16 protein-coding genes and 1 pseudogene are annotated in these 16,946 nt (G+C 70.6%); 10 read left to right on the top strand and 7 right to left on the bottom strand.

The genetic code is table 11. The features are described 5' to 3' along the window. Positions 1-7 precede the first annotated feature (7 nt). Positions 8-523, top strand: a complete 516-nt coding sequence (locus IQ210_RS04410) for a mycothiol transferase (protein WP_194077210.1) — start codon at positions 8-10, stop codon at positions 521-523. Here IQ210_RS04410 and IQ210_RS04415 read toward each other — a convergent pair. Together IQ210_RS04415 and IQ210_RS04420 are read right to left on the bottom strand one after the other, a co-directional pair. Continuing rightward, a complete protein-coding gene (locus IQ210_RS04415; protein WP_194078170.1) occupies positions 505-1,575 on the bottom strand; it encodes an adenosine deaminase in 1,071 nt (356 codons plus the stop codon). The genes IQ210_RS04410 and IQ210_RS04415 overlap by 19 nt on opposite strands. 48 nt (positions 1,576-1,623) lie before the next feature. Further along, positions 1,624-2,016, bottom strand: a complete 393-nt coding sequence (locus IQ210_RS04420) for a VOC family protein (protein WP_194077212.1) — start codon at positions 2,014-2,016, stop codon at positions 1,624-1,626. Between the two features lie 572 nt (positions 2,017-2,588). Here IQ210_RS04420 and IQ210_RS04425 point away from each other — a divergent pair. Beyond that, positions 2,589-3,047 carry a pyridoxamine 5'-phosphate oxidase family protein gene (locus IQ210_RS04425; protein WP_194077213.1) on the top strand — a complete coding sequence of 153 codons (459 nt, stop codon included), beginning with the start codon at positions 2,589-2,591 and terminating at the stop codon, positions 3,045-3,047. Positions 3,048-3,156: 109 nt separating this feature from the next. Beyond that, positions 3,157-4,131 (top strand): sphingomyelin phosphodiesterase, encoded by a 975-nt coding sequence (sph, locus tag IQ210_RS04430; protein ID WP_194077214.1) that lies wholly within the window; start codon positions 3,157-3,159, stop codon positions 4,129-4,131. Here sph and IQ210_RS04435 read toward each other — a convergent pair whose 3' ends face one another. The 3 genes and pseudogenes from IQ210_RS04435 to IQ210_RS04445 all read right to left on the bottom strand — a co-directional run bounded on the left by IQ210_RS04435 (position 4,132) and on the right by IQ210_RS04445 (position 8,053). Next, positions 4,132-5,025, bottom strand: a complete 894-nt coding sequence (locus IQ210_RS04435) for an aldo/keto reductase (RefSeq protein WP_194077215.1) — start codon at positions 5,023-5,025, stop codon at positions 4,132-4,134. Between the two features lie 59 nt (positions 5,026-5,084). Further along, entirely contained in the window at positions 5,085-7,469 is a 2,385-nt protein-coding gene (locus tag IQ210_RS04440; RefSeq protein ID WP_194077216.1) for a phosphoketolase family protein, read from the bottom strand. A gap of 134 nt (positions 7,470-7,603) precedes the next feature. Beyond that, positions 7,604-8,053: pseudogene (locus tag IQ210_RS04445) on the bottom strand (pyridoxamine 5'-phosphate oxidase family protein). A gap of 216 nt (positions 8,054-8,269) precedes the next feature. Here IQ210_RS04445 and IQ210_RS04450 point away from each other — a divergent pair. Continuing rightward, on the top strand, positions 8,270-8,758 hold the full coding sequence (locus IQ210_RS04450) for a hypothetical protein (RefSeq protein WP_194078229.1): 489 nt from the start codon (positions 8,270-8,272) through the stop codon (positions 8,756-8,758). Between the two features lie 138 nt (positions 8,759-8,896). Here the strand turns inward: IQ210_RS04450 and IQ210_RS04455 are convergent, their stop codons facing one another. Both IQ210_RS04455 and IQ210_RS04460 read right to left on the bottom strand, forming a co-directional pair. Next, positions 8,897-10,222, bottom strand: coding sequence for an aldehyde dehydrogenase family protein (locus tag IQ210_RS04455; RefSeq protein ID WP_194077217.1), 1,326 nt, complete (start codon positions 10,220-10,222; stop codon positions 8,897-8,899). 122 nt (positions 10,223-10,344) lie between these two features. After that, positions 10,345-10,782, bottom strand: coding sequence for a MarR family winged helix-turn-helix transcriptional regulator (locus IQ210_RS04460; protein WP_194077218.1), 438 nt, complete (start codon positions 10,780-10,782; stop codon positions 10,345-10,347). Positions 10,783-10,860: 78 nt separating this feature from the next. Here IQ210_RS04460 and IQ210_RS04465 point away from each other — a divergent pair, with 78 nt between their 5' ends. The 6 genes from IQ210_RS04465 (at position 10,861) to urtE (ending at position 16,941) form a co-directional block, all read left to right on the top strand. Further along, positions 10,861-11,973, top strand: coding sequence for a substrate-binding domain-containing protein (locus IQ210_RS04465; protein ID WP_194077219.1), 1,113 nt, complete (start codon positions 10,861-10,863; stop codon positions 11,971-11,973). A 207-nt stretch (positions 11,974-12,180) separates the two neighbouring features. Then, positions 12,181-13,458, top strand: a complete 1,278-nt coding sequence (gene urtA / locus IQ210_RS04470) for an urea ABC transporter substrate-binding protein (RefSeq protein ID WP_390897618.1) — start codon at positions 12,181-12,183, stop codon at positions 13,456-13,458. 63 nt (positions 13,459-13,521) lie between these two features. Then, positions 13,522-14,418 carry an urea ABC transporter permease subunit UrtB gene (gene urtB, locus IQ210_RS04475; protein WP_097260091.1) on the top strand — a complete coding sequence of 299 codons (897 nt, stop codon included), beginning with the start codon at positions 13,522-13,524 and terminating at the stop codon, positions 14,416-14,418. Next, positions 14,415-15,500, top strand: a complete 1,086-nt coding sequence (urtC, locus tag IQ210_RS04480; protein WP_194077220.1) for an urea ABC transporter permease subunit UrtC — start codon at positions 14,415-14,417, stop codon at positions 15,498-15,500. The genes urtB and urtC overlap by 4 nt, the downstream gene beginning before the upstream one ends. Beyond that, complete coding sequence (gene urtD, locus IQ210_RS04485; RefSeq protein WP_194077222.1) at positions 15,497-16,249, top strand: urea ABC transporter ATP-binding protein UrtD; 753 nt, start codon at positions 15,497-15,499, stop codon at positions 16,247-16,249. Before urtC ends, urtD begins: the two co-directional genes overlap by 4 nt. Beyond that, on the top strand, positions 16,249-16,941 hold the full coding sequence (gene urtE, locus IQ210_RS04490; RefSeq protein WP_194077224.1) for an urea ABC transporter ATP-binding subunit UrtE: 693 nt from the start codon (positions 16,249-16,251) through the stop codon (positions 16,939-16,941). Before urtD ends, urtE begins: the two co-directional genes overlap by 1 nt. Positions 16,942-16,946: the final 5 nt, after the last annotated feature.

Raw genomic sequence — 16,946 nt, forward strand, 5'->3', positions numbered from 1 at the left:
GGAGGGCATGCATGCAAAGGACATCCTCATCGACGGTTTCAGCCGCATCCAGGAAGAAGTCCACGCCGCCGTCGAGGGCCTGACCCCCGACGACCTCAACCATCGCCCCGCCCCCGACGCCAACTCCATCACCTGGCTGGTCTGGCACCTCACCCGCGTCCAGGACGACCACGTGGCCGACGCGTTCGGGCTCGACCAGGTGTGGCTGACCCAGGACTGGGAGAAGCGCTTCGGCCTCGACGTGCCGCCCCGCGACCACGGGTACGGCCACACCTCCGCGCAGGTCGCGAAGGTGCGGGTCGACTCCGCCGAGCTGCTGACCGGCTACTACGACGCCGTCCACGCCCAGAGCCTGGAGGCGCTGCGCGGGGTGACCGCGGCGGACCTGGAACGGATCGTGGACGACAACTGGGACCCGCCGGTCACGCTGGGCGTACGGCTGGTCAGCGTCCTGTCCGACGATCTTCAGCACGTCGGACAGGCCGCGTATCTGCGGGGGCTGCGTCAGAGCGCGGCTTCGTAGCCCGGCAGGACGACGTCGTCGATGAGGGCCTTGCGCTCGTCGAACGGGATGAACGCGCTCTTGAGGGCGTTGACCGTGACCGTGCGCAGGTCCTCGACCGTCCAGCCCGCCTCCTCGACCAGCAGGGACATCTCACGGGTCATGGTCGTGCCCGACACCAGCCGGTTGTCGGTGTTGAGGGTGACGCGGAAGCCGAGGTCCTTCAGGGCCGTGATCGGGTGCTCGGCGATCGAGGTGGCGGCGCCGGTCTGGAGGTTGGAGGTCGGGCACATCTCCAGGGCGATCCGGCGGTCGCGCACCCAGCTCGCCAGGCGGCCGAGCTTGCCCTCGACGATGTCCTCGGTGAGGCGGACGCCGTGGCCGATGCGCTGGGCGCCGCACACCTGGACGGCCTGGTGGATGCTGGGCAGGCCGTGGGCCTCACCGGCGTGGATGGTGAACGGCACGCTCTCACGGCGCAGGTGCTCGAAGGCGGCGAGGTGGTCGGCGGGCGGGAAACCGTCCTCGGCACCGGCGATGTCGAAACCGACGACGCCGGCGTCACGGAAGGCGACGGCGAGGTCGGCCGCCTCGGCAACACGGTCGAACATGCGCATGCCGCAGAGCAGAGTGCCGACGCGGACCGGCGTCCCGGCGGCGGCCGCCTTGGCCATACCGGCGGCGAGGCCCTCCTGGACGGTCTCCACGACCTCGCTCATGGCGAGCCCGCCCCGCGTGTTCAGCTCGGGGGCGTAGCGCACCTCGCCGTAGACGACCCCGTCCGCGGCCAGGTCGAGGACGTACTCCTCGGCGACGCGCAGCAGGCCCTCGCGGGTCTGCATGACTGCGAGGGTGTGCTCGAAGGTGGCGATGTAGCGGACCAGGTCACCGGAGTTGGCGGCCTCGAAGTACCAGGCGGCCAGCTCGTCGGGGTCGGTGGTGGGCAGGGTGTGGCCGACCTCCGCCGCGAGCTCGATCACGGTGGCGGGGCGCAGGCCGCCGTCGAGGTGGTCGTGCAGGACGGCCTTGGGGAGGCGGCGGATGAGGTCGGCGTCTACGCGCGTAGCAGTCATCATGGCGGGGTCTTTCCTGGGGCGGGGCGGAACGGCGGTGGAGGAAGGTCAGGCGGCGGGCTGGAGGAGGTCCCAGCGGTTGCCGTACAGGTCCTGGAAGACGGCGACCGAGCCGTAGGGCTCGTGGCGGGGCTCCTCCAGGAAGGTCACGCCGGCGGCCAGCATCCGGGCGTGATCGCGGGCGAAGTCGTCGGTGTGCAGGAAGAAGCCGACGCGCCCGCCTGTCTGGTCGCCGAGGCGGGCACGCTGGGCATCGTCCTTGACACGGGCGAGCAGCAGACCGGTGCCACCCGCTTCCGTGCCGGGCTCCACGACGACCCAGCGGGCGCCGCCGGGACGCGGGGCGTCCTCGACGAGCCGGAAGCCGAGGGCCTCGGTGTAGAAGCGGATCGCCTCGTCGTAGTCGTCGACGACGAGGGTGACCAGGGCGATGCGTCTCATCGGGGCCTTTCGGGGCGTTGGGTTAGCGGGAGAGGTTATACGTAAAACTCGGTGGGCGCCAGTCCCTGTATTCGGTGGGCGAGCGGGGGCGGCCTCGGGCGGGGCCGGGGCGGTTCTGAGGGGGGCTGGGGGCGATGGCATGCAGGGGTTCGGGCGGATCCGGGGGTGCGGGGGCTGGGGGGGAGCGATGCCCAGCGAGGCGGAGGGCGATGCCTGGGTGGGCCGGAGGCGATCCCTGGGTGGGCCCGGAGGCGCGGACAAGCGCGGACCGGAGGCGAGGACGGGCGCGGGCTATAGGGCGATCCCCAATGGCGGCCGACGGCGACCCACCGGCAGGCCCGAAGGGCGCGCCGGTACAAGACGGAGAACGGCCGCCGGTGGGGGCGAAGGCGACCGCGAGTCGGGCCCCGAGGGCGATGCAGGACGGGGACCAGGGGGCCCCGGCGGAGACCGAGGCCGGTGCTCAGTGGGGCCGGGGGCGATTTCCAGTTTCGGATGGGCGCCGCGTCCGACCGCAGCCCTACGACCGCCGCCCGATGCAGGGCGTCGTGGAAGCCGTTAGCGTCCGGGCCATGAAGATCAGCGAGCAGCCCCGCGATCCCGGACAGCGCAAGCGTGACGCCCTCGCGCGGCTGGAGCGGGAGATGGACGTGTGGGTGGCCACGGCGGACACAGACGGACTGCCCTGCCTGGTGCCCCTCTGGTTTCTGTGGGACGGCGAGGCCCTGTGGCTGGCGACGCGGCTGAAGACACCGACCGGGCGCAATCTGCGCGACGCCGGGCGGGCTCGGCTGGCGCTCGGGGACACCCAGGACGTCGTGCTCGTCGACGGTGAGGCGGAGATGTACGCGTCGGACACCGTGCCGCCGGCCGCCGTGGAGGGGTTCCTGGCGAAGACGGGCTGGGATCCGCGGACGGAGAGCCTGCCGTACGTCTGGTTCCGGGTGCGTCCGCGCGCGGTGCAGGCGCGGAACGGTGTGCACGAGATGCGGGGCCGGTATCTGATGCGGGACGGCGACTGGGTCGTGTGAGGCCTACCGCTGTTCGACATTTCGTGTGCGCACGGGAGTTACCTGAGAGTAATCCCCGGTGGTTGGATGTGCGGCGCCACTCAACCCCCTTCACCCTCAGGGAGATCCAGTGACACCTCTCGCACCGCGCCGCACCCTGGGCGCGACCGCAGTCGCAGTCGTGTTCGCGGCCACCGCCGCACCCACCGCGACGGCCGCCGAACCGGCCCCGGCCGTACGGGTGTTGACGTACAACACGTTTCTTTTCAGCAAGACCCTCTACCCGAACTGGGGCCAGGACCACCGGGCCGCGGAGATCGCGAAGGCGGGGTTCTTCCACGGCAATGACGTCGTCGTGCTCCAGGAGGCGTTCGACAACTCCTCGTCGGACGCGCTGAAGAGCGCCGCCGCGGGCGAGTATCCGTACCAGACGCCGGTCGTCGGGCGGTCGAAGGACGGCTGGGACGCCACCGGTGGCGCCTACTCGGCGACCACGCCCGAGGACGGCGGGGTGACGGTGCTCAGCAAGTGGCCGGTCCTGCGCAAGGAGCAGTACGTCTACAAGGACGCGTGCGGTGCGGACTGGTGGTCCAACAAGGGCTTCGCGTATGTGGTGTTGAACGTCAACGGCAGCAAGGTGCACGTCGTCGGCACACACGCCCAGTCGACCGACCCCGGGTGCGACACGGGCGAGGCCGCCGCCATGCGCAGTCGGCAGTTCAGGGCGATCGACGCCTTCCTGGACGCCAAGAACATCCCCGCGGGCGAACAGGTCCTGGTCGCCGGGGACATGAACGTCGACTCGCGCTCGCCGGAGTACGCCTCGATGCTCGCCGACGGCGGTCTGGTGGGCGCCGACGCGCGGGCCGGGCACCCGTACTCCTTCGACACCCAGGACAACTCCATCGCCCACGACCGCTATCCGGACGACCCGCGCGAGGATCTGGACTACATCCTCTACCGCGCGGGTCACGCCCGGCCCACGGCCTGGAAGAACGAGGTCGTCAAGGAGGAGTCGGCGCCCTGGACGGTGTCGAGCTGGGGCACCGACTACACGTACACGAACCTGTCCGACCACTACCCCGTGATCGGGTACGGCGGCTGATCAATCCGCCTGGGCGTGCAGTGAGTTGAGGCGGGTCAGCTCCTCGTCGGTGAGCCGGATCGCGCCCGCCGCCACGTTCTCGGTCAGGTGGTCGGGGTTGCCGGTGCCGGGGATGGCCAGCAGGTGCGGGCCCTGGTGCAGCGTCCAGGCGATACGGATCTGCGCGGGGCTCACACCGTGCGCCTGGGCGACGGCCAGCACCTCGGCGTCGTGGTTCGCGGTGGCGCCGTGTGCGCCCGCGTCACCGGCCACCGCGTAGAACGGGACGTAGGCGATGCCCTGTTCACCGCAGATGCGCAGCAGTTCGTCGGGGTGGTCCAGGGCGTAGCGGTTCTGCACGCTCACCACGGGGGCGATGGCCTGCGCCTCGGCGAGGTGGCGGGGTTCGACGCCGGAGATGCCGAGGTGGCGGATCAGGCCCGCCTCGCGCAGTTCGGCGAGGGCGCCGAAGTGGTCGGCGATGGAGTCCTGGCGCATGCGGCGCAGGTAGACGACGTCGAGGTGGTCGCGGCCCAACTGGCGCAGGTTCTCCTCGACATGGCCGCGCAGGTCCTCCGGGCGGGCGGAGGTGCCCCACTCCCCCGTCCAGTCGCGGAAGGGGCCGACCTTGGTGGCGATGACGAGATCGTCGGCGTACGGCGCCAGCGCGGTGTTGATCAGTTCGTTGGCGGAGCGCAGGGCGGAGAAGTAGAAGGCCGCGGTGTCGATGTGGTTGACGCCGAGCTCGATCGCCTTGTGCAGCACGGCGATCGCCTGCCGTCGGTCGCTCGGCGTCCCGAAGTGGAAGGCGGCGCTGCCCGTCAGCCGCATCGCGCCGAGACCGAGGCGGTGGACGGACAGGTCGCCGAGCTTCCAGGTGCCCGCGGCGTCCGCGGTGATCGTTTCGGTGGTCATCGGTGGAGTGTCACACAGGGTTCGGTGGTGGACGCACCCTTTACGGACACATGGGTCAGTCAGCCGTCCCAGGACCAGTCCGCCACCTCCGGCAGGTCCGTGCCGTGCTCGCGGATCCACTCGTGGTGGCGCAGCCGGGTGTCCTCCATCTCCTGGCGTACGGCGGTGGCGCGGACGGCGAGGCCGGGGACGCGGTCGATGACGTCCATGACGAGGCGGTAGCGGTCGAGGTCGTTGCGGACGACCATGTCGAAGGGGGTGGTCGTGGTGCCGATCTCCTTGTAGCCGCGGACGTGCAGATGGGCGTGGCCGGTGCGGCGGTAGGCGAGGCGGTGGATCAGCCAGGGGTAGCCGTGGTAGGCGAAGATCACCGGCTTGTCCGGGGTGAAGAGGCCGTCGTACTCGAAGTCGCTCATCCCGTGCGGGTGTTCCTCGCTCGGCAGCAGCCGGGCGATGTCGACGACGTTCACGACGCGCACGGCGAGGTCTGGCAGGTGGCGGCGGAGCAACTGGGCGGCGGCCAGCACCTCCTGGGTGGGGACGTCGCCGGCGCAGGCGAGCACCACGTCGGGTTCGCGGGTGCCGTCCTCGGTGCCGGCCCAGTCCCAGACGCCGAGTCCGCGGGCGCAGTGGATGCGGGCCTGGTCCATGGACAGCCAGTCGTAGCAGGGCTGTTTGCCGGCGACGACGACGTTGACGTAGTCGCGGCTGCGCAGCACGTGGTCGGCGACGGAGAGCAGGGTGTTGGCGTCCGGCGGCAGGTAGACCCGGACCGCCTCGGGGCTCTTGTTGAGGATGTGGTCGACGAAGCCGGGGTCCTGGTGGGAGAAGCCGTTGTGGTCCTGGCGCCAGACGTGCGAGGTGAGCAGGTAGTTGAGGGAGGCGATGGGGGCGCGCCAGGGCAGTCGGCGGGTGACGCGGAGCCATTTGATGTGCTGGTTGACCATCGAGTCGACGATGTGGACGAAGGCCTCGTAGCAGGAGAACAGTCCGTGCCGGCCGGTGAGGAGGTAGCCCTCCAGCCAGCCCTGGCAGGTGTGTTCGGAGAGGATCTCCATCACCCGGCCGTGCCGGTCGAGGTGTTCGTCGACGTCGTAGGTGGCGGCCTGCCAGGCCTTGCCGCTGGCCGAGTAGACGGCCTGGAGGCGGTTGGAGGCGGTCTCGTCAGGGCCGACCAGGCGGAAGTCGCGGCGGTCGGCGGTGGCCTGCATGACGTGTTCGAGCAACTCGCCCAGGACGCGGGTGGGTTCGTGGAGGGTGGCACCGGGTTTGTCGACGGGCACGGCGAACCGTTCCAGGGGCGGCAGGGGCAACGACCGTAGGAGGAGGCCTCCGTTGGCGTGCGGGGTGGCGCCGAGACGGTGCGGTCCGTCAGGGACGTGGGTGAGGAGGTGGGGGCGCGGGCGGCCCTGGTCGTCGAAGAGTTCCTCGGGGCGGTAGGAGCGCAGCCAGGTCTCCAACTGCCGTAGGTGTTCTGGGTTGTCGCGTACGGCGGACAGCGGGACCTGGTGGGAGCGCCAGGTATCGGCCACGGGGAGGCCGTCGACCTCGGCGGGGCCCGTCCAGCCCTTGGGTGTGCGCAGCACGATCATCGGCCAGCGGGGGCGTTCGCCGGTGTCCTGTTCGCGGGCGGCGTGCTGGATGGCCGCGATGCGGTCGAGGGCGGTGTCCATGGCGTGGGCCATGGCGCGGTGGACGGTGGCCGGGTCGTCGCCGGTGACATGGAGCGGGTCGTGGCCGTATCCCCTGAGCAGGGCGTCGAGTTCGTCCTCGGGGATGCGGGCGAGGACGGTCGGGTTGGCGATCTTGTAGCCGTTGAGGTGGAGGATCGGCAGGACGGCGCCGTCGTGGATGGGGTCGAGGAACTTGTTGGAGTGCCAGGAAGCGGCCAGCGGGCCCGTCTCGGCCTCGCCGTCGCCGATGACGCAGGCGACGAGCAGGTCGGGGTTGTCGAGTGCGGCGCCGTAGGCGTGCGAGAGGGAGTAGCCGAGTTCGCCGCCCTCGTGGATCGAGCCGGGGGTCTCGGGGGCGACGTGGCTGGGGACGCCGCCGGGGAACGAGAACTGCTTGAACAGCCGGGCCATGCCCTGCGCGTCCCGGGTGATGTCCGGGTACGTCTCGCTGTACGCCCCCTCCAGCCAGGCGTTGGCGAGAACGGCGGGGCCGCCGTGTCCGGGGCCCCAGACGCACAGGGCGTCCAGGTCGCGGGCCTTGATCACCCGGTTGAGGTGGGTGTGGACGAGGTTGAGGCCGGGTGAGGTGCCCCAGTGGCCGAGCAGCCGTGGCTTGACGTGCTCCGGGCGCAGCGGCTCGGTCAGCAGGGGGTTGGCCATGAGGTAGATCTGGCCGACGGCGAGGTAGTTCGCCGCGCGCCAGTGGGCGTCCAGGGAGGTCAGCTCCTCGTCCGTGAGTACGCCGGGCTGCTGCCGGGTGGCGGCGGACATGGGTTCCCCTTCCGGTCGGTGTCGGGGTACGGCGGGCGCGTGCGGGTGGTGGTGTCCAGATTCACCCTGGTCCGTCGCGCCGGGTACCCGACAGGGCCGACCGGGCCACATGAAGGAAGGCCGACGGGGCCCACTCAGGGGGCGAACGGGACGCCGTACATGCCCCGTCCGCCGACGAGGGCGCGTTCGGTGACCAGTTCGGGCTCGATGCGGACGAAGACCTCCCGGGGAACGGGGACCCAGGAGAGGCGGGCCTGAGCGGGACGGCCGTGCGTGTGCGGCCCGGTCCGTGACGACGGCGGCGTGACCGGTGACGACGACACTCCAGCCGACGTGCGCGCCGGCGTCGACCTCGTCGACCTCGTCAGCCTCGAAGGCCACCACGGCACCATCGACGGCCCGGCCGGCTCGGACGCGGCCGCGGTGCGCAGCAGCACGGCTCCGTCACCGTCGAGGGCGAAGTGCACGGGCAGGAGGGCGGGGAGGGCCTGACGGGTGCGGACGATCCGCCCGATGGGCGCGGTCACCAACAGCCGCAGACACTCCTCCCGACCGAGCTCGCGGAATCCGTCGTTGGGGTACACGGGTCACCCTTCGCGAGATGCCGGTGTCTGCGGCCCATCCTCCTGCGCCCACGCGACGGGGTTCAGAGACGACGGACCCTCATCGCACGGACGGCGGTCCCGGGCTGCTGGGCGGCAGCTCCGGATACGGAAAGGACCTGCCGAGCGCGGCCCGGTCCGGCGGAAGCCCGCGGGATGATGGGGCCTTCGACCAGGCAGGGGCGGCGGAGGCTTCGGGTGGGGTACGAGGTGGAGGCGGCGATCGCGGGAGGCGAGCTGCTGCGCGCGGCATCGCGGGACGTACCCGGCGCGCACGTGGTGCCGATGCTCCAAGGCCTGTCGCTGCTGCCGATGATCGATGAGGTTTTGGACGCCGTTACGGACGGCAGCCCCGTGGGTGCCCTCGGGTTCTGGAAGCTGCCCGGCGGGTTCGAGGGGGTGCTCGCCCAGTGGTCCGCGGCCGGGCCCGTCGCCTATGTCGAGGCTGAGTATTTCGGGGGCGTCGGTCAACAGCGCGCCGCCGTCTGGGACGGCGGGACCCTGGCCCTCGGGCCACTGGAGAGAGCCGCCCGGCGCGGGCTTCGCACCGTCAGCCCCGTCAGCCCCGTCTCACAGGCCCTTCGTCTGCTCGGCGTGCGTCGGAGTCTCGGGGAGGACGAGTTCTCGGCTGTCGGGCTGGATCGCAACCGCCGTACCGACGACTGGATCCTGTCCGGTACGAGGTGAGGCCGGGCGGCCCGACGGCCTGCGCCCGCGCCTCAGCCCAGCCGCCCACCCCAACGCCCACGCCCAAGCCCAGCCGCCCACCCCAACGCCCGCGCCCAAGCCCAGCCGCCCACCCCAACGCCCGCCCGCACCGGCTCCTCAGCCCAGCGGCTTGTTCAGGATCGCCTTGCGGTGGCTGAACGTCTCGATGGAGTAGCGGCCGTGGTAATTGCCCATGCCGCTTTCGCCGACGCCGCCGAAGGGGAGGTCGGAGACGGTGAGGTGGGCGAGAGGGAGGCCGTAGCCGAGGCCGCCGGAGGAGGTTTCCGCGGCGAGGCGGTCGCGGGTGGTCCGCGACTCGGCGAAGACGTACAGGGCGAGCGGCTTGTCGCGGTCGTTGATGAAGTCGATCGCGCCGTCGAGGTCCGGCACGGTGACGATCGGGAGGATCGGGCCGAAGATCTCCTCCTGCATGACGGGCGACGCGGGGTCGACGTCCGCCAGGACGGTGGGGGCGATGTACTTCTGGGAGCGGTCGGTGTCGCCGCCCACGACCACGCGGCCCGAGTCGAGCAGGCCGGTGAGCCGGTCGAAGTGGCGTTCGTTGACGATGCGGCCGTACTCGCCGGAGGCGGACGCGTCGGTGCCGTACACCGCCTGGATCGCCTTGGTCAGCAGGGGCTCCAGGGCCGCCGCCGTCTCCGGGTCGGTGAGGACGTAGTCGGGGGCCACGCAGGTCTGGCCCGCGTTGAGGAACTTGCCGCGGGCGAGGCGGTCCGCGACGACGGCGAGGTCCGCGTCGGGGTCGACGAACGCCGGGGACTTGCCGCCGAGTTCGAGGGTGACCGGCGTGAGGTGCTCGGCGGCGGCCCGCATGACGATACGGCCGACGACGCCGTTGCCGGTGTAGAAGATGTGGTCGAAGCGCTCGGCCAGCAGCGCCGTCGTCTCCGGGACGCCGCCCTCGACGACCGCGAAGGTCTCCGTGTCGAGGAACTCCGGCAGCAGCCGGGCCAGGGCGGCCGACGTCGCCGGCGCCAGCTCGCTCGGCTTGACGACCACGGCGTTGCCCGCGGCCAGGGCACCCACGACCGGCGCGAGCAGAAGCTGGGCCGGGTAGTTCCAGGGCGCGATGACGAGGACGACGCCGAGCGGGTCGTACTGCGTCCAGGCGGTCGCGTCGGCACCGAGGTGCGCGGGGACCGGCGCGGACTCGGGGCGCAGCCACTCCTCGAGGTGGTCGAGGGTGTGGTCGATCTCGCGGATCGTGAAGTCGATCTCGGTGCGGTAGGCCTCGGTGGAGCTCTTGCCCAGGTCGGCGTGGAGGGCGGCGGCCAGGTCCGCGCCGCGCTCGGTGAGCATCTCGCGCAGGCGGCGCAGCTGTGTGGTGCGCCAGGTGAGGGGCTTGGTGCGGCCGGTGCGGAAGGCGGCGCGCAGTCGGGCCACGACGTCGGCGGGCTGCTCGGGGGCGGGCTGCTGGTTCACGGTGCCTCACTGGTGCTGCGCGGGCCGCTGGGCACGGCCTCGACGGTTAGATGCAAATGCCAACCTTTTCTGCGCCGGAATACATTCCCGTACCACGTACATAACTTTGCGCTACGACACGATCACACTCGGCTGGTCGCGTCGAGCGTCCCCGCCAGCCGCTCCAGCAGCCCCCGCAACAGCTCCTCGTCCCCGTCGCTCAGCGCGGGCCAGTCGGCGCGGACCGCGCGGTCGACGCGCCGCCAGTACTCCTGGCCGCGCGGGGTGAGGTGGGCGAGGATGCGCCGCCGGTCCAGCGGGTCCACCCGGCGGTGGACGAGGTTCTGGTCGACGAGGTGGTCCACGAGCTTGGTCAGCGTCGGCGGCGGCAGGAAGGCGGCCTCGGCTATCGCCGTCATGTGGTGCCCCTGCCCGTCGGAGAGCAGCCCGAGCACCCGCCAGGCGTCCAGCGAGCAGCCCTCCTCGTCCAGCACCGCCTGGAGGCGTCGCGCCGCCAGCCGCTCGGCCCGGGTCAGAAGCTGCATCAGGTCGCGGGGCTGACGCGGTGATGAGTGGGGCATCGCGCTCCTAGGTCACGGGGTGCGTACATCGTATGAGACAGGCTGGAGTTCACCGGGCGGACCGGAAATCATGACGCCATGTTCCGGCCCCGTCCGCCCGCCCCCGACTGGTTCACCGCCGACGCCTCCGTGCTCGGCGTGGCCCTGGTCTTCCCCTTGCAAGGGCCCGCCGGGATCTTCGGGCCGACCTGCGAGTTGTGCGCGCAGCTCGCGGCCGAGGAGGTCAACCGGGCGGGCGGGGTCCTCGGGCGGGAGCTGAAGCTGGTGCCCGTCGACGGGGGTGCCTCGCCGCGGGAGATCGCCGACCATGTCGAGGCGCTGGTGGACCTGGGGGTCGTGCAGGGCGTCACGGGCTGGCACATCTCCTCGGTGCGGCAGGCGCTGGCGCCGAGGATCGCCCATCGGGTGCCGTACGTCTACACCGCCCTGTACGAGGGCGGCGAGCACACCGCCGGGGTGTTCCTGACGAGCGAGACACCGCGCGACCAACTGCGGCCCGCGATGGGCCTGTTGGCGCACGAGCGTGGGGTGCGCCGCTGGTTCGTCGTCGGCAACGACTACGTGTGGCCGCGGCGTACGGCCCGGGCGGCCCACGCGTACGCCCGCGAGTCGGGCGGAGTGATCGGCGGCGAGGTCTATCTCCCGCTCGGCACGCACGACTTCGAGCCCGTCCTGCGGCGCATCGAACGCTCCGACGCCGACGGGGTGCTGATGCTGCTGGTCGGCAGTGACGCCGTGCGCTTCAACCGGGCGTTCGCCGCCTACGGGTTGGCCGCACGCTGTCTGCGGCTCAGCACGCTGATGGACGAGAACATGCTGATGGCGAGCGGCCCTTCGGCCACCGAGGACCTCTACAGCACCGCCGGCTTCTTCGCCTCGCTCGCCAACCAGGACACCCTCGACCTCCACGGCCAGTACGCCGATCGGTACGGGATCGAGGCGCCCGCGCTCGGCAGCCTCGGCGAATCCTGTTACGAGGGCGTGCTGTTGCTCGCCGCGCTGCTCAAGCGGGCCGGGACGCTCGACGTGACCGCGATCGGGGCGGCGGCCGGGACGGTGTCGTACGAGGGTCCGCGCGGCCTGATGCATCTGCGGGACCGGCATGTGCGGCAGCGGATCTACCTGGCCCGCGCGGACGGGCTGGACTTCGACGTCCTCACCGAGCTCGATCTCCACGGAACCCGCCCTTGACAGGTACCCGGCGACGCCAAGATACTTCCCACAGAAAGTAATTAGAATGCCTCGGGCGAATTGTGATTTCTGTTTCCGAATGCAGATCACACGCTGTCCGGGGCGTTTTTTGTTGCCTCCGGGAAAGTCGAGCGAAACACCCCGGAAACAGGGGGACTTGAGTCTGTGGACCGCACTTCAGCAGGCCGTTCACCCTAGGGGGTTGGTTTGTCCAGCGGTTCCAGCGGTTCCCGCAGTTCCCGTGTTCCTCGCCGTGGCTTCCTCGCCGTCGGCGCCGCCCTCACGGCGGTCGTGACGCTGTCCGCGTGCGGCGCCAAGACCGACGCGGCCGGCTCGTCGTCCGACAAGGCGGCGAAGATCGACGTCAGCGGTGACACCGTCAAGGTCGGTCTGCTCAACTCGCTGTCCGGCACGATGGCGATCAGCGAGGTGACCGTCCGCGACTCGCTGAAGCTCGCGATCGACGAGATCAACGCCTCCGGTGGCGTCCTCGGCAAGAAGATCAAGCCGATCAGCGAGGACGGCGCCTCCGACTGGCCGACGTTCGCCGAGAAGGCGCAGAAGCTCATCAAGGAGGACGGGGTCGCGGCCACCTTCGGCTGCTGGACCTCCGCCAGTCGCAAGGCCGTCAAGCCGGTCTTTGAGAAGAACAAGTCGCTGCTGTTCTACCCGGTGCAGTACGAGGGCCTGGAGGAGTCCCCGTACATCTTCTACACGGGCGCGACCACCAACCAGCAGATCGTCCCGGCCCTCGACTACCTCAAGTCCAAGGGCCTGAAGAAGCTGTACCTGGTCGGCAGCGACTACGTCTTCCCGCGCACCGCCAACAAGGAGATCAAGGCGTACGCGAAGGCCAACGGCATGACGATCCTCGGCGAGGACTACGCGCCGCTGGGCTCCACGGAGTTCTCCACGATCGCCAACAAGGTGAAGGCGTCGAAGGCGGACGCCGTCTTCAACACCCTCAACGGCGACTCCAACGTGGCCTTCTTCAAGGAGTACAAGTCCGCGGGCCTGACCGCCAAGTCCATGCCGGTCGTCTCGGTGTCGATCGCCGAGGAGGAGGTCAAGTCGATCGGAACGCAGTACCTGGCCGGGCAGTTGACGGCCTGGAACTACTACCAGACCACCGCGGGCGCGGCGAACGCGAAGTTCGTGAAGGCGTACAAGGCCAAGTACGGCCAGGACAAGCCGACCAGTGACCCGATGGAGGCCGCCTACACCTCGGTCTACCTGTGGAAGGCCATGGTCGAGAAGGCGAAGTCCTTCGACCCGGAGAAGGTGAAGGCCGCCTCCGACGGCATCACCTTCGACGCCCCCGAGGGCAAGGTCACCGTCGACGGCGCCTCGCAGCACGTCTACAAGACCGCCCGGATCGGCGAGATCGGGACCGACGGCCAGATCAAGGAGGTCTGGAACTCCGGTAAGCCCGTCAAGCCGGACCCGTTCCTCAAGGGCTACTCCTGGGCCTCCGGCCTGTCCTGACCGACCGTCATCCCCCGCGGGGTCCCCAGGGGCCCCGCGGCGGCCGTCCCCCGGAGCCGCCTCATGACCGTGATCCTCGGTCAGACCTTCACCGGCATCAGCATCGGTGCCGTCCTGCTGCTCATCGCGCTCGGCCTCTCGCTCACCTTCGGCCAGATGAACGTCATCAACATGGCCCACGGCGAGTTCATCATGGCGGGCGCCTACACGACGTACGTCCTGCAGAAGTCCATTTCGAGTGCGGGAATTTCGCTGCTCGTCGCTCTTCCCGTCGCATTTCTCGTCTCGGGCGCGCTCGGCGCGTTGCTGGAATGGCTGTTGATTCGCCGCCTGTATCTGCGGCCACTTGACACTCTTCTCGTCACCTGGGGTGTCTCGTTGATGCTCCAGCAGCTCGCCCGGGACATTTTCGGCGCCCCGAATGTGCAGACCCGCGCGCCGGACTGGTTGACCGGCAACATCACGGTCATCGGCGGGGACGACCCGCTCACCTTCGCCAACAGCCGGCTGTTCATCCTGGGGTTGGCGGTCGCGGCGGTCGTCGCGCTGTCGCTGACCCTGCGGTTGACGCCGCTGGGCCGACGCATCCGGGCCGTGGTACAGAACCGGGACCTCGCCGAGGTGTCCGGCATCTCGACCTCGACCGTGGACCGTACGGCGTTCTTCCTCGGCTCCGGGCTCGCGGGCGTCGCCGGGGTCGCGCTGACCCTGGTCGGGCCGATCGGGCCGACCATGGGCACCAACGTCATCATCGACGCCTTCCTGGTGATCGTGGTCGGCGGCATCGGACAGCTCAAGGGCACGGTCATCGTCGCCTTCGTGCTGGGCGTGCTCCAGTCGGTCCTGGAGTACTCCACGACCGTCAGCGTCGCCAAGGTGCTGGTGCTCGTCGCGATCGTCGCGTTCCTCCAGTGGCGGCCCCAGGGGCTGTACACGCTGCGCACGAGGAGTCTCGTATGAACGTCCTGAAAGGCCGCTCGGTGCGGGCGTGGGCCGGGTTCGCCGGTGCCGCGGTCCTCCTCTTCGCGATCGCCCCGCTCGCGCTGTCCGACTTCCGGCTCGGGCTGCTCGCCAAGTACCTGTGCACGGCCATGGTCGCCGTCGGCATCTGTCTGGCCTGGGGCCGCGGCGGACTGCTGACGCTGGGTCAGGGCGTGTTCTTCGGGCTCGGCGGCTACGCCATGGCGATGCATCTGAAGATCGCCGACGCCGGGCCCGGCAACCTGCCCGACTTCATGCAGCTGTACGGCACGGCCACCGAACTCCCCTGGTGGTGGAAGCCGTTCGAGAACCCGGCCTTCGCACTGGCGGCGACCGTGCTGCTGCCGATGGCGGTGGCCGCGCTGCTCGGGTTGTTCATCTTCCGGCGCCGGGTCAAGGGCGCGTACTTCGCGATCCTCAGCCAGGCCCTCGCCGCCGCGCTGGCCATCTGGCTGATCGGCCAGCAGGCCACGACCGGCGGCACCAACGGACTCACCGACATCCAGGGCTTCTTCGGGTACTCCCTCGACGACCCGGTCAACCAGCGGATGGTGTACTTCGTCATCGCCGCGGCCCTGCTGCTGCTCATGGCGATCGCCCGGCAGCTCATCAACAGCCGGTACGGCGAACTCCTCGTCGCCGTACGGGACTCGGAGGAGCGGGTGCGCTTCCTCGGGTACGACCCGGCGAACGTCAAGCTCGTCGCTTACGTGGTCGCCGCTGGCATGGCGGGGCTGGCGGGTGCGCTGTTCGTGCCGGCGGTCGGGATCATCTCGCCCGCGCTGATCGGCATCGTCCCGTCCATCGAGTTCGTGATCGGCGCCGCGGTGGGCGGCCGGGCGAGCCTGGTCGGCGCGGTACTCGGCGCGATCGCGGTCGCCTGGGCCAAGACCGCGCTGTCCGAGGAGTTCCCGGCAGCCTGGACGTACTTCCAGGGGCTGCTGTTCATCGTGGCGCTGGCCTTCCTGCCGGGTGGGCTGGCCTCGCTCGCGGTGCTCGTACGACGTCGTAAGGCCGTGGAACGCAAGACGGCCGTGATTCCCGTGGGAGAGGCGGCATGAGCGAACTGGAGATACGCGGGCTGCGGGTGACCTTCGACGGGTTCACCGCCGTCGACGGCGTGGACCTCGACGTCGCCCCGGGTGACCTGCGGTTCCTGATCGGGCCGAACGGCGCGGGCAAGACGACCCTCGTCGACGCGGTCACCGGTCTGGTGAAGGCCGAGGGCTCGGCGAAGTTCGGCGGCGCGGAGCTGCTCGGGCGGCCCGTGCACCGGATCGCCCGGTCCGGCATCGGACGGACCTTCCAGACCGCCACTGTCTTCGAGGAGTTGACGGTCCTTCAGAACCTGGACATCGCGGCGGGCGCGGGCCGGAGCAGGTGGACCATGCTGCGGCGCCGCAAGGACGTCCCGGAAGCGGTCGCGCAGGCCATGGAGACGGTCGGCCTCACCGACCTCGCCGACTCCCCCGCCGGCACCCTCGCCCACGGGCAGAAGCAGTGGCTGGAGATCGGCATGCTGCTGGTGCAGGACGTGAAGCTGCTGCTGCTCGACGAGCCGGTGGCCGGGATGAGCCACGACGAACGGCAGGCGACCGGCGAGCTGTTGCAGCGGATCAGCGAGGAGCGCACGGTCGTCGTCATCGAGCACGACATGGACTTCATGCGGTCCTTCGCGCGCAGCGTCAGCGTGCTGCACGCCGGCAAGGTGCTCAGCGAGGGGACGGTGGCGCAGGTGCAGGCGGACCCGAAGGTGCAGGAGGTGTACCTCGGGCACGTGGAGGACACCGCCGTGGTGCAGGAGGCGTGATGCTCGAGATCGACGACGTCCGGGTCGGCTACCACCGCAGTACGGTCCTGCACGGGGTGTCCGTGACCGTCCCCAAGGACGGTGTGGCGGCCGTGCTCGGGCACAACGGCGCGGGCAAGAGCACGCTGCTGCGCGCGGCCGTGGGCCTGCTCACGCCGGTCGGCGGGACGATCCGCCTGGACGGCGAGGACATCACCCGCCGCAAGCCGCACGAGCGGGTCGCGCGCGGGATGGCGTACGTCCCCCAGGGCCAGCAGTCGTTCCCGCACCTCACCACCGCCGAGAACCTCCAACTCGTCGCCGACGGCCGCAAACGCGGCAGGGCGGCGGTGGCGGAGGCGCTGGACCTCTTCCCCGCGCTCAGGGCGCTGTCGAACCGTCGCGCCGGGCTGCTCTCGGGCGGCCAGCGGCAGCAACTCGCCATCGCCCGCGCCCTGGTGACGGAGCCTCGGCTCCTGCTGCTCGACGAACCGACCGAGGGCATCCAGCCGTCGGTGGTCGCCGAGATCGAGGAGACGATCCTCGCCCTGGCCGCCCGGGGCGGGCTGTCGGTGCTGCTGGTCGAGCAGCACGTCGGCTTCGCGATGCGGGCCGCCGAGCGCTACTACGTCCTGGAGGCGGGCCGGGTGACCTCCTCCGGCGCCGGCGGCAAGGAGTCGGAACTCGCGGTGCGGGAGGCGCTCAGCGTGTGAGCGGC

The sequence above is a fragment of the Streptomyces justiciae genome, from assembly GCF_015163075.1.
Classification (GTDB): Bacteria; Actinomycetota; Actinomycetes; order Streptomycetales; family Streptomycetaceae; genus Streptomyces; species Streptomyces justiciae.

Excerpts from the sequence above, each read along its gene's own strand:
- IQ210_RS04410 (WP_194077210.1), top strand. The coding sequence starts at position 8 with ATGCATGCAAAGGACATCCTCATCGACGGTTTCAGCCGCATCCAGGAA.
- IQ210_RS04415 (WP_194078170.1), bottom strand. The coding sequence starts at position 1,575 with ATGACTGCTACGCGCGTAGACGCCGACCTCATCCGCCGCCTCCCCAAG.
- IQ210_RS04420 (WP_194077212.1), bottom strand. The coding sequence starts at position 2,016 with ATGAGACGCATCGCCCTGGTCACCCTCGTCGTCGACGACTACGACGAG.
- IQ210_RS04425 (WP_194077213.1), top strand. The coding sequence starts at position 2,589 with ATGAAGATCAGCGAGCAGCCCCGCGATCCCGGACAGCGCAAGCGTGAC.
- IQ210_RS04435 (WP_194077215.1), bottom strand. The coding sequence starts at position 5,025 with ATGACCACCGAAACGATCACCGCGGACGCCGCGGGCACCTGGAAGCTC.
- IQ210_RS04440 (WP_194077216.1), bottom strand. The coding sequence starts at position 7,469 with ATGTCCGCCGCCACCCGGCAGCAGCCCGGCGTACTCACGGACGAGGAG.
- IQ210_RS04460 (WP_194077218.1), bottom strand. The coding sequence starts at position 10,782 with ATGCCCCACTCATCACCGCGTCAGCCCCGCGACCTGATGCAGCTTCTG.
- IQ210_RS04465 (WP_194077219.1), top strand. The coding sequence starts at position 10,861 with ATGTTCCGGCCCCGTCCGCCCGCCCCCGACTGGTTCACCGCCGACGCC.
- urtB (WP_097260091.1), top strand. The coding sequence starts at position 13,522 with ATGACCGTGATCCTCGGTCAGACCTTCACCGGCATCAGCATCGGTGCC.
- urtC (WP_194077220.1), top strand. The coding sequence starts at position 14,415 with ATGAACGTCCTGAAAGGCCGCTCGGTGCGGGCGTGGGCCGGGTTCGCC.
- urtD (WP_194077222.1), top strand. The coding sequence starts at position 15,497 with ATGAGCGAACTGGAGATACGCGGGCTGCGGGTGACCTTCGACGGGTTC.
- urtE (WP_194077224.1), top strand. The coding sequence starts at position 16,249 with ATGCTCGAGATCGACGACGTCCGGGTCGGCTACCACCGCAGTACGGTC.